This is a genomic window from Geminisphaera colitermitum TAV2, assembly GCF_000171235.2.
Taxonomy (GTDB): Bacteria; Verrucomicrobiota; Verrucomicrobiia; order Opitutales; family Opitutaceae; genus Geminisphaera; species Geminisphaera colitermitum.
In genome coordinates, this window is record NZ_ABEA03000169.1 from 1 (window position 1) to 11,181 (window position 11,181).

General features: G+C 62.0%; 7 protein-coding genes. 1 reads left to right on the plus strand and 6 read right to left on the minus strand.

What is annotated here, in order from left to right:
• Window positions 1–19: 19 nt before the first annotated feature.
• Together OBACDRAFT_RS18925 and OBACDRAFT_RS18930 are read right to left on the minus strand one after the other, a co-directional pair.
• Window positions 20–2,065: a hypothetical protein gene (locus tag OBACDRAFT_RS18925; protein WP_052362256.1), complete on the minus strand. Its 2,046-nt coding sequence runs from the start codon at window positions 2,063–2,065 to the stop codon at window positions 20–22.
• A gap of 23 nt (window positions 2,066–2,088) precedes the next feature.
• Complete coding sequence (locus tag OBACDRAFT_RS18930) at window positions 2,089–3,267, minus strand: GntR family transcriptional regulator (protein WP_043588331.1); 1,179 nt, start codon at window positions 3,265–3,267, stop codon at window positions 2,089–2,091.
• 194 nt (window positions 3,268–3,461) lie between these two features.
• Between OBACDRAFT_RS18930 and OBACDRAFT_RS18935 the strand changes: the two genes are divergently transcribed.
• Window positions 3,462–4,244, plus strand: a complete 783-nt coding sequence (locus tag OBACDRAFT_RS18935) for a PEP-CTERM sorting domain-containing protein (protein ID WP_043588332.1) — start codon at window positions 3,462–3,464, stop codon at window positions 4,242–4,244.
• Between the two features lie 100 nt (window positions 4,245–4,344).
• Here the strand turns inward: OBACDRAFT_RS18935 and OBACDRAFT_RS18940 are convergent, their stop codons facing one another.
• From OBACDRAFT_RS18940 to OBACDRAFT_RS18955, 4 genes are all read right to left on the minus strand, one after another.
• Entirely contained in the window at window positions 4,345–6,672 is a 2,328-nt protein-coding gene (locus tag OBACDRAFT_RS18940; protein WP_232767406.1) for a beta-galactosidase, read from the minus strand.
• A gap of 88 nt (window positions 6,673–6,760) precedes the next feature.
• Window positions 6,761–8,377, minus strand: coding sequence for a sialate O-acetylesterase (locus tag OBACDRAFT_RS18945; protein WP_043588334.1), 1,617 nt, complete (start codon window positions 8,375–8,377; stop codon window positions 6,761–6,763).
• A gap of 8 nt (window positions 8,378–8,385) precedes the next feature.
• Window positions 8,386–9,186, minus strand: a complete 801-nt coding sequence (locus tag OBACDRAFT_RS25800; RefSeq protein ID WP_052362257.1) for a type II secretion system protein — start codon at window positions 9,184–9,186, stop codon at window positions 8,386–8,388.
• 33 nt (window positions 9,187–9,219) lie between these two features.
• The coding region (locus OBACDRAFT_RS18955) for a glycosyl hydrolase 115 family protein (RefSeq protein WP_043588336.1) at window positions 9,220–11,181 on the minus strand (1,962 nt) is incomplete at its 5' end.

Here is an 11,181-nt window from a genome sequence, read left to right on the forward strand (position 1 = left end):
AGATTTTGAATTTGAGATTTCAGAAGGCTTCGGAATGTGGCGCGGCGAGAGGACCGGTTTTCAGGGGATACCAAGTGTCGCCCGGTTGGATGGCCCCGATGTCTTGAAATTTTGAATACTTTCGGGTGATTTCATCCGGGAGAGGGACTCCGGGCGTGGGCGAGGTGAGGGGGCGGGCGGCGCCAATGAGCGGACTTCCGGGAAGCGGGGTGAGGGTGGCGGGAGAAAGTTTAAGCGCGGCGGTGTCGGGGAGGGTGGTGGCGGGAGAACCGGCGGCGATTTCGCCGGGGCCTTTCGCGCCGCGAGTGGAGGGCGCGACGTAGTTGTTTTCAAATTGGAAGACGCCTGGACGGAGGTCTTTTTTGGCGTCGCGGGAGGAGGCGAGAGCAGTGACAAAGATGTTATTCTGGAATTTGGTGTTTTGGATGGGCGTGGCAGGATCGCCTTGCGGGGTGATGAGGCGGCCGGAGTCCCAGAGAACGGTGTTGTGGGCGAAAATCATGCCGGGCGGAGGGACGATGATGTTGTCCGCAGGGAAGTTTTTCATGTGAGGGATGTGGCGCCAGTGGTCGGGTTTGGCTCCGATTTTGAAGGGGGAACGGGTGGGGCCGACGATGGGGGTCCAGAGATTCTGGAGGAAGGGGGTGTTGATGGCGATGTTTTGAAGGAAGTAAACAGGGCCGGGCCAAGGCGTGCCGCGGAGGGGTTGCCAGGAGTAGGGTTCGAAGGTGTCGAGGAAAACGTTGCACTCGATCCAGAGGTCACGGGCGTGTTCTTCGGCTTCGATGGCATTGTCGCAGATGCGTTCAAAGTGGTTTTCGGTGACACGCAGGCCGGTGCTGGCGGAGGTTGCGTGGCAGGAGAGCCCTTCCATGGCGTCGTGGATCGTATTGCGATGGATGACCCAGTCGGCGGCGATGCGGGCAGCGAGGCCCATTTCGTATTTGAGGCGATTGTCGGCAACGTCGCCGCTGTAGATGTCTTTGCGCGCCCAGATGAGGGCTATTTTGGGTTTTCGATCCCAGGAGCGGAGGGTGGCGGCGGGGTGTTCGGCGAGGACGTCAACGACGTCCTGAAAGGCGGGGTGCTGGGTGTAGTCGCAGTATTCGATGGTGATGCGAGAGGCGGATTTTTGGGCGGCGTCGGGGTCGAGGCGATAGGTGATGTAGCTGGTGGCTTCGGGGGTGGGGAGTTTGTCGGTGTAGTTGCCGGCGACGCCGACGCGGCAGCCGCGGAACCAGGAACGGCGGATTGTGACGTAGTCGGCTTCCGAATACACGCCGCAGACACCGGGGGTTTCAAAGGTGAAGCCGTCAATGATGGCGTGGGCGGGGCCGGAGCCAAGGATGCCGATGTTGTAGTGGTCGGGAGATGACACGAGAGTGCCGTCGAACTGACCTCCGGTGGGTGGGGCGACGGCAATGAGGTGGTCGGCGGGGTTGAGGGAGCCGTAGCGTCCATTGGGGTTGAGGCGGAGGTAGAGTTTTTGTTGAGCGGCGTCGTAATAGTAGCCGTGTCTCGGGCCGGGGGAGCCTTGGCGGAGGGTGAAGGTTGTGAGGGCGTCGAGGGTGCGGTAGGGGAAGAGGTCGGCTCCGCTGTAGAGGATGCGGGGGGGGAGTCCGGCGGCGTGGGGAGCAGAGTAGAGGGCGAGGGCGGGGTCTTCGAGTTGCCAGGGCGTGGTCGCGGGGGAGGCTGTCGTGGTTGGCTGGATACGCAGGGCGGGGGCGGCGTTGGTGATGATGGTGGCGTTTTCGCGGTGATCGGTGGCGAGAATGCGGATGGGTTTTTGCGGGGTGCCTTTGGCGGTGAGGGTGATGCCGCCACGATAGACGCCGGGAGCGACGAGGAGGGTGTCGCCGGGCAGGATGTTTTGTGTCGCTCGGTGGAGGGTGCGGAGGGGGCGGGTGGGATCGATGCCGTCGTTGGCGTCGTCGCCGCGGGTGGCATCAACGTGGATCGTGCGTTGGGCGGCGGGCGCGACGAGGGCGGCGGCGTGAACGGGCTGGAGTTGGGTGGCGAAGAGTAATGAGAGGAGTGCGTAATGGAGCGGGAGCTTGGGATTCATGCTGTTGTGTTTTGGATACGGAGCTAACGTGTGGAGGGTGGAGAGATGGTGTTGCCGGGCACGAGGGTGCAGGGAACGAGGGTGCGGGGGGGGAGGGGGGTGCCGGTTCGGAAAGCGGCGGCGAGGCGGACGACTTCGGCTCCCATTTTTTCGAGGGGAAGGTCAATGATGTCGAGGGGCGTGGGGGAGCCGAGAATGGTGGCGTAGAAGTCGGCGCGGTTGTCGAAGGTGACGACCGAGAGGGTTTGAGGGATGCGGACGGCTCCGCTGGCAACAAAGGTTTTGAGGCTGGCGACATCAAAGCCGGCGGCGATGAGGAGCGCGGTGGGTTTTTGTTTTTTAAGCCAGGTGTCCAACTGGGCGAGGTCGGCCCGGCCTTCCTCGAAGCCGGTCCAGAAGAAGAGATTTTGGTCGAGGTCACCAAAGGCTTCGCGCATGGCGGTTTCGTAGCCTTTGCGGCGGTCGAACCAGAGGTGGGCCGGGGCGAGGGGGCAGAGGAAGCCGATGCGGCGGTGGCCGGCACGAATGAGGGCGCGGGTGCCGTCGCAGGCACCTTGCACGCCGTCTTCCTCGATGAGAGGGATGTCGAGATCGCGCCAGTGGGTGCCGGTGGCGAGGCAGGGGATTTTGAGACGGCGGGCTTCGCGGAGGAGGGGGGCGCTCTGGATGCGGGGTTTGAGGAAGGCGAGAAGGTCGGGGCGGCTGCGTTCGAGACGGCGGGCAAAGAGGTCGTCGTCGCCGCCGCAGGGACCGATGAGTTCGATGGTGACGTTTTCATGGGCGGCGGCCTGGTCGATGCCTTGGAGGAGGTGCTGGACATGCCAGTCGTTGAGCGAGAAATCGAGGGGGAGGACGGTAACGGCGAGGTTGAAGGAGTTTTTACGAAACACGCTGGGCGCAGAGGTGTCGCGTGGGGTGGCAGCGGCGGCGGGCGCGGGGGGGAGGCCGGTTTCGGTGAGGCGGGCGCGGGGGCCGAGGAAGGTGCCGATGCCGGCACGGCGTTCCACCCAGCCTTCTTTTTGGAGGTATTTCATGGCGCGGTTGATGGTGGCGCTGCCGACGCCGTATTTTTGCGCAATGTCGGTGGCGGTGGGGAGGGTGCCGTCCTGAAAGGTGCCGTTGATGATTTCCTCAATGAGGCGGCGGCGGACTTCGTTAACGACTCCGGATTGAAGGGGTGGAACTGTGATGGATGATGTCATTCGTTGATGATAAGATATCGCAAAGGATTATTTTCAATCTTTGTTAGGGTGATTTTATGAGAGGTATTACAGGTATATCATTGAAAAGGAATGCTGAGGATTTGCTGATAACATATCTTATTTGATAAAATTCAATAAATTTTTTCTGATAATTTATTTGACATGATGAAACATGTCCACCTAGGTTTTGGAACATGAACCTCATACCCATCACATCACGTGTCCGCAGGGCGGCCTTGCCGTGCCTGCTCGCCTGCCTGGCTTCGGCCAATGCCGCCAGTGGGGCCATAATCTCGTTTGAAAATGCCGCCGTGACGCCGGAGACATTTTTGAGCAATACGACGACTATATCGCCAGTGACTATCAATCTGCGTTACTCCACGGCCACAAACAATCGTTGGGTCGGGTTTGCATTCTCGGCTCCAGAGGCGGCAAACCTGACGTCGGTCAGTTTCAAACTGAACGCCGTTCAGTCGGGCGCGCTTGGGGCGGATGTGAAAATCAGCATCGTATCGCTGAGCGGGCTGACGTCGGTGACGCCGGCAACGACGACTGGCGAGCCGTCTTTTGGCGATACCGTTTTGTATTCGGAAACTGGCACGACGCCCGCCAGCTACAATGGGACCGACACACATATTACCTTTACGTTGAGCACTCCGTTTTTACTGGAGAAAACCAATTCCAAGGGAGACACGATTTTTTACGGAGTCGTGCTGTCGTTTACGTCGGCGGAGGCAAACAGGCAGATCGATTTGAGCGCGAGCACCAAGGCGGCGGACAATACGAACACGGGGACTTCGTTTTACTCGAATAACGGGTTGAGTGATGGCGGAGCTGGGTGGACTACCAGTGCGCGTGCCATGAATTTCGTGATGAACGCTACGCCGATCCCGGAGCCAGCGAGCACGGTGGCGCTTCTGGCTGGCGGGGCGGTTGTCTGCGCGTTGGTCGCACGGCGGAAGCGCCGGTTGTTCTGAGCAACGCAGGCGGTGGGAGGACGCGCGGAAGGACTGAACAGGAGGCGGATCGGCAAGGATGCTCTGTTGTCCGGGATTTTTTTATCAATCTGCCAATCGGTCAGTCCGTTGTCGCCAGCGTTGGCGATTGGCGACGTTTCGCGTCGTCCGGCGGATTGGCAGAAAAAACGCCGCTCTTTGGGGAGCGAGCTTTGCCGTTTTTGGTTCGGTGCAGGCAGGTGCTCTGGGCGGGGATGTGGATGAGATTGTCGGAGCCGGGGGGGCTGATGGTGGCTTCAGACGTGTCGAAGTTCATCAGGTAGGCGAGGGTGTCGCCAGTCGTTGGGTTTTCGTGCCAGCGAATGAGGAGGGTCTCGGGTTTGTCGCGCAGGAGGCGGGGGTGGTCGGCAGGGAAAAGGTTGGCAAAGTAGTTTTGCGCGTGGGGGCAGAGTTGCTCGCGCCAGGCAATGCCTTGGATGGAGGCAAAGTAGAGGGTGCGTCCGCGTCCGTAGTGGTTTTCCACTACCATGGGCCAGCCAGTGGCGGCTTCGCGGGCTAGGGTTTTGGTGGAGGCGTTTTGCCGCAGTTCGAGTTGCTGCGTCATGAAGGGGGCAGGGAGGCGGTGGCCGCCCCAAGTGAATTCACCGGCGGGTCCGACGTCGCGTTCGATGATGCCGAAGGTTTCGGAGAGGGTGTGGCCGGGTGAGCCTTCGGAGCGGACGAGTCCGTTGTCGTCGAGGATGGCAAGGCGGGCTTCGGAAATGAGCGTGCCGCCGTTGCGGACGTAGTTGGAAAGCCATGACGCCTGTTCGTCCGTCACGGCGATGGTCGCGGGCAGGACGAGGACGGGTGTGGTGAGGTCGGCGGCGGTGAGGTGTTCGAGACTGGCGTTTTCCACGGCGAGGCCAAGCGCAGTGAAGGCGCGGTGCCAGCCGCGGATGGAATCGGGTTGGTGGCTGGGCGCACCTTTGAGGTAGGCGTCGTAGATGACTCGGGCGCGGTAGTTGACGAGGATTTTTACGTCAGCGGGAACGGGACGCGAGGTGGTGATCGTGGTTTCGTTTTCGCGGAGGGTTTGGGTGAGCGTGGCAACGGCGACGGCGCGGGGGCCGGGGGTGCCATCAAGGCGGGTGAGGCCGCGTCCGCTGGCTTGGTAGCCGCGGAGGAAGGGACGCCAACGCCAGAGTTGCATGGCCTCGGCTCCGGCGGCAATGGCCGCCCAGATGTAGAGCGAGAGCGTGGCGGGCGGCATTTCGGAGCCGGGGGTGAGGACGGATTGGGTGTGCGTCTGGAGTTCGTTGACGTAGTAGGGTTTTTGCGCGGCGTGGGCGGCGGCACGACTCATGCTGTAGTAGGCGAGGAGTTCCCAAGGACGGTCGCCAAGGTCGCGGCCCCAGCTTTTGGGGTAAAAAGTGCCGCCGAAGATGTCGCAGTGTGGGACGCGGGCGGTGGCAAATTCGTCGTTGTTGCGCCCGGAGATGCTTTGTTCGAGGAGCTGGCCGGAGGTGCCGTCGATGATGATGGGACGCGGCGGCGGCACCGCCGCCGCCGAACATCCAACATCCAACGTCGAACATCCAACATCGAATGTCGGAGAATGACGGGCGGCGTCGAGAACGGGGTGATTTGTTGGATGTTGGATGTTGGGCGTTCGATGTTGGACGTTCGACGGCGAAGCCGGCGCGGGGTCGGCGGCGCGGGTCCAGGCGGCCCAGCGGGCGCAGATGTCGGTGAGGTTTTGCGAGCGGAAGTGTTCGTATTCGACGAGGGGAAGGATGCTGCTCCACACGCTGTAAGGGGCGTCGCGGTCGTCGGGATTGATTTGCGAAAAGTCGGAGTAGCGGCGGAACCAGAGGCGGTTGAGACGCTTGATGTCGTTGTCGTAACGGGCGCGCAGCCAGTCGTGGTAACGGGCTGTTGTATACGGATCGTCACTACGGAAATGGGCTTCGTTAAAAATGTCCCAGCCGCAGACGGCGGGGTGATGGCGGAGGGCGGCAACGCAGGTTTCGAGATAATGTTTTACAAGGGCATCAACGTCGGGGTGGTTGAGGTTGGCCCAAAAGCAATTGTTCCAGCCTTTGCCGTTGCCTGCGGCGGCTCCGGCGCCGGGGTCGCGGAGGAGCATGTCGGGGCGCATGAGGCAGTCGGGAGCGAATTCCTGCGACTGGTTTTGCCCGATGAGCTGGACAATGACGCGGAGGTCGAGCGAGTGGGCGAGGTCGAGGTAGCGTAGTGTGTCGGTGAATACATATTCGCCGGGCCGGTTGGCAAGCCAGGAGTTGGCGGCGGGCCAGAGGGTGATGTGAGTAAACCCGTGGTCGCGCATGTGGCGCATGTCGCGTTCGATCTCGGGCCAGGTGTATTCGGGTTCGAGGAGATAGACGGCGCCAAAGGGATAGCGTGTCATCGTGGTGCTGGTGCCGGCGGTGGTAGGGGACGAAATCATCGGAGGGATTGGAGGGAAATTTGAATGGCGTGGTTGTCGTGCGGGTCGTTGACGGCAGGGCCGAAGTAAAGCGTTACGGTTGTTGGGTTCACTGGTTGTCCGAGGTGGCAGTGAGGGGCCAGTCGTCGGTGCGGAAGGGGGCGGCGGGGAGGCCGGCGGCATTGACAAGGTTGACTTTGGGATCGTTGCAAAAGGCGTAGCGAACGGCAATCGGAGCGGAAACGGCGGGGGAGGTCAGGAGGATTGTCGTTTCTGTTTCGATACGCGCTTCGGCGGGATGGAAAACGTGGTCGGGGCCGGCAAGGAGAAACGCGGATGGGGAGGCGTTGTCCGTGGTGCGGAGTCCGCCGGCGGTGCCGGGTTGATAAGTGACGCGGGCAATGGGGCCGTCAAAGGTGGCGGTGGCAAGGGTGGGGCCGTTGACAGTGAGCGTGTCGTTTCCATAGGCGAGGGATTCGGCGAGGCGGGCAAGGCGTTCGCCGACGGGACGTTTGTCGCGTGGGTGCTCTTTTGACTCGGGGCCGCTGACGTCAAGCGTGACAACAAGGCCGGTGGCGGGAAGACGCTCGACAGCGAGCGCCTGCGCTTCGCGGAGTCCGGCGCGTTCGAGTCCATCGGGAGCAAAGCCGGGGGCGCGGTAGGCGGCGAGTTGCACGATGAGGAAAGGGAGGTCGCCGCGTCCCCAAGTTTCGCGCCAGGAGGTGATGAGGGCGGGAAGGGTTTCGCGGTATCGGGCGGCACGGCGGGCGTTGGCCTCGCCTTGATACCAGAGGAAGCCACGAATGGGAACCTTCGTGACGGGGGCGATCATGGCGTTGTAGTAACCGGCGGGTTGGTTGTAGTGGCCAGGGCCGGGCGGTTGTTCAGGACGCTTGGGTTCGGGTTTCCCGGCTGACCTGGCGGCGGCTGCGCGGGATTTCCAGTCATCGAGTTTTTTCTCCCAGCTGGCTTTTTTTTGGGGCCAAGCGGTGAGGTCTTGCTGCCATTGGTCACGGTCGGCGGCGAAGGCGGGATTTTGGTCAAAAACGGAGAGCGGTATCCATGATTGGATACGAGTGGAACCGCGCGAGGAGCAGATGACGGCGACGGGGACGCCGAGGTCGGCGTTGAGTTTGCGGGCAAAGTGATAGGCGACGGCGCTCATCCAGCCGGTGGTCGAGGGAGAGGCGACACGCCATTTGCCGGGAGCGTCCGCGAGCGGATCGTCGGCGATGACGCGGGGGAGATTATAGGTGCGCACAGCAGGGTTGGCGGAGGCGTCGATGATGGCCCGGGCGTCGGTGGTGTCTTTGACAAGCCAGGCCATGTTGCTCTGGCCGGAGGCGAGCCAGACCTCGCCGACGAGGATGTTTTTCAGGCGGACGGGCTCGGGCGTGGCGGAGCCCGTGACGGTGAGCGCAAGCGGGAGAAGAGAGGCGGGGCGGGTGGGGAGCGTCACACTCCAGTATCCGGTTTTTGGATCGGCGGTGGCGCTGGCGGAGACGGCGGGCATCGCGTTTGCCGTAGGGGGGGAGGATTCCGGGGCGAGCGTGACGATGATTTTTTCACCGGGGGTGGCGTTGCCCCAGACGGGAATCGGGGCGTCGCGCAGGAGGACGGCGTCGTTGTTGAAAATCGCCGGAAGGGATATTTCGGCGGGGAGCGTGTTCGCGAATGTGAGAACGCTGGCGAGGAGAGCGACGCGAAGGGAGGGGAAGGGAGTCATGGCGGCGGTTATTGTTGGACGCGTCCTTCGTAAACAAAGTGGTCGGTGAATTTGTCTTTCGCTTTTTGTGGAGTGAGGGCTTCGACGTGATAGTCGGCGAAGGCAAACTGGGCGGTGCCGCGATAGCGGTAGTCGATGACATCGTTGTCGGCGAGTTTGTCACTGAGTTTGACGAGGTCGGCGTTGAAATCGGTCCATGTTGCGCCGACTGTGCATTTGTCTCTGTTGGCGGTACCGTTCACGATGGCGTCAAAAAAGAGGACGGCGTTTTTGGGGTTTTCAATGGAGTCAAGACGGCGGCCATAGTTCGGTCTGCTCTTGCTTCCCGAATTGGTCGAAATGGCATTGCTGTTGGGCGGGATATAGAGAGCTCCGCCGCCTGCATACGCACAGCGTACTTTTACGCCTGGATTACCTTTTGAAACCGCCTTGGGATCGGAAAAGATGGAGTGATAACTGGTGCCGATGCCACGCGAATTGGCTAACGCGGGCAACCAGGGGAGAAGCGGGTGCCGGTTCCATTCGACCCAATCACTGTTGTCGTCCTGGAAGCTGACGGGGGGATAATAGTTTTTATTTTCCGTGGCATAGGCGGCGAGCGCGAGCGCGATCTGGCGTTTTTGCGAGATGCCTCGCGCGGCCCACGCGGAGTCGCGCACGCGCAGTGTCACGGGAATAAGGATACCAGCAAGGATGCCAATGATAGCGATCACCGTGAGCAGCTCGATCAGGGTGAAGGCGGGGGATTTTTTCTCACGCGGAGACGCGAAGGCGCGGAGAGGAGATGCTGTTTTTTTTATTGTGTTCATGGGGAGATGAGCGCGGGGGGGGGGGGGGGACGATTACGATAATTCCCGTGTTTGGCGGGCGAGTGCGGGGAGATTCATCTTGTGGTCGCCGCGATACCAATGCCGCCATTGTCCGGTTTCGGAGGAGGTGCGAATGGCGATGGCGCGGTCGAGCGCGGTGGCGGCAATTTCCAATTCGCGAACGACGCAGTCGGAGTCGGCGGTAGCGTCGGCATTTTTCGTTTCTGACACGGACGCATCGAAGGCGCGCAAGAGGCCGGACAGCCATTCGGCGAGGCCGAGCATGATGGCGGCCTGGACCTCAAAGTGGTGATGGAAAAACGACGCGCGCTCCGGCGGGATGCGCGGCGCGATTTCGCGGGCGAGTGACAAGGCCGCCGTCCATCCGCTGAGGGCGTGAGTCGTCCATTTTTTCAGGTTTTCCACTGTTTCGGACGTGAAATTTTCCCGCCACAAATCCAGCGATTTTCGGGAGCGTTCGATGGCGTCGAGGCAGGCGATTCCCGACTCGCGCATCGCGCCGTCGTGCCAGAGGGCGCGATGGCCGCCATCCTCCGTTGGCAGGGAGGGGTAGGCGTCATTAAATTTCTCATACAAACGGGCGACGTCCCGCGCCGCCGCGTTTCCGAACTGACGTGCACACCAGTCGTTGAAAAACGGTTCGAGTTGGAATGCCGAAAAATCCCACTTGAGGGCGGCGGTGAGGCGGATGCCGAGGACGACTTCGCGGATGTTGGCGACGTTGGTGATGGCGAGGGCGGTGTCGCCGCGGGCAATGGCTTCGCCGACAACCTGGTGGATTTTAGCGGGCGGCACGCCTTGCGCGAGATGCGGGCCGCTGCGCCACACGGCGACATGATAATAGATGCCGTAGGCGTGGCCGGGCTGGCGCGTGACGGAATAAAAATCGTCACCCCAGTGTTGCGCGTAGAAATGTTGTCCAGCGGCGGCGCGCGGGGTTTGCAGCGTGTCGGCGAAGACGACGATGGTGTCGCCCGGGAATTTCAGGAAGCCGGCGTTGTGGAGCGTGGTTCCCTCTTTCCATAGCGTGCTGGTGGAAACGAAATTGTCGTGGCCGAGCGCCTCGCGGACGATGGCGTGCTGGTCGGCGATGGCGCGGGAGATGAGCGCGCCGCGCGCCTCCATCGTCGGGGGGACGTGCGAGTCGTTTTCCCACACGGGGCGGTCGCCGCGTCCGCGCAGGCCGAGTTGCCAGACGACGCCGGGATAACGCGCCCAGCGGGCGGCGTAGTGTCGCCAGGTTTCGCGCACGAGGTCGGGTTCGGTGACGTAGGAGGGCGGCGTGGGGCGTCCGCGCGCGCGCCAGTAACGTTCCAGTGCAAAGTGGCTGACGCCGAGGGGTTCGATGTGGTGTTGCGAGACGAACAGGCCGCGTTCAGTAGCGAGACGAACGAGGTTCTCCTCGGCGGGATTGGTGATGTCGAGAAACGAGGCCGGGATGAGCAGGTTTTGCTTCAGGCGCAACGCGGTTTCGATGACGCGCATCATCACGTCGGGATGAACGACTTGGTTATAAAATGGGTAATCAATGTCGCGTGTTCCGCCGCCGTCGCGCCAGTCGCTGAGGAGATCCTCGTCGTTGATGAACCAGCCGCGATAGCGGAAGGTGCGCGGTTGGTCTTCGTGAATGCCCGGCGGCAGGTCCAGCACGGGTTGGCGGGCGGGCGCGTTGTCCGTCCAAAGATACAGCGGGTCAACACCCAGAAAGCGTTCGCAAAACTCATAGACCGCCCACATCGCTCCGCGTTCGTCGCTGCCGCAGAGGAAAATGACGGCGTTGCGGCTGCCGTCCGCGCCCTGGTCGCGGGCGGCGGGGCTTGGTAAAATTTGGATACGGAAACGCTCGCAGGCGTCCGGTGCATCAAGCGTCGCGATGTCAATGCCGTTGGCAGCGGCGAAGGCGCGCAAGGCGGGGTTTTGGCTGGTGCCGGCAACGATGATTGGGGAGTCGTTGCCTAGGGGGGGGGGGGGGGG

Bases quoted from the DNA above. Each gene is read 5' to 3' on its own strand.
- OBACDRAFT_RS25800 (WP_052362257.1), bottom strand. From the start codon at position 9,186: ATGAACACAATAAAAAAAACAGCATCTCCTCTCCGCGCCTTCGCGTCT.
- OBACDRAFT_RS18940 (WP_232767406.1), bottom strand. From the start codon at position 6,672: ATGATTTCGTCCCCTACCACCGCCGGCACCAGCACCACGATGACACGC.
- OBACDRAFT_RS18925 (WP_052362256.1), bottom strand. From the start codon at position 2,065: ATGAATCCCAAGCTCCCGCTCCATTACGCACTCCTCTCATTACTCTTC.
- OBACDRAFT_RS18945 (WP_043588334.1), bottom strand. From the start codon at position 8,377: ATGACTCCCTTCCCCTCCCTTCGCGTCGCTCTCCTCGCCAGCGTTCTC.
- OBACDRAFT_RS18930 (WP_043588331.1), bottom strand. From the start codon at position 3,267: ATGACATCATCCATCACAGTTCCACCCCTTCAATCCGGAGTCGTTAAC.
- OBACDRAFT_RS18935 (WP_043588332.1), top strand. From the start codon at position 3,462: ATGAACCTCATACCCATCACATCACGTGTCCGCAGGGCGGCCTTGCCG.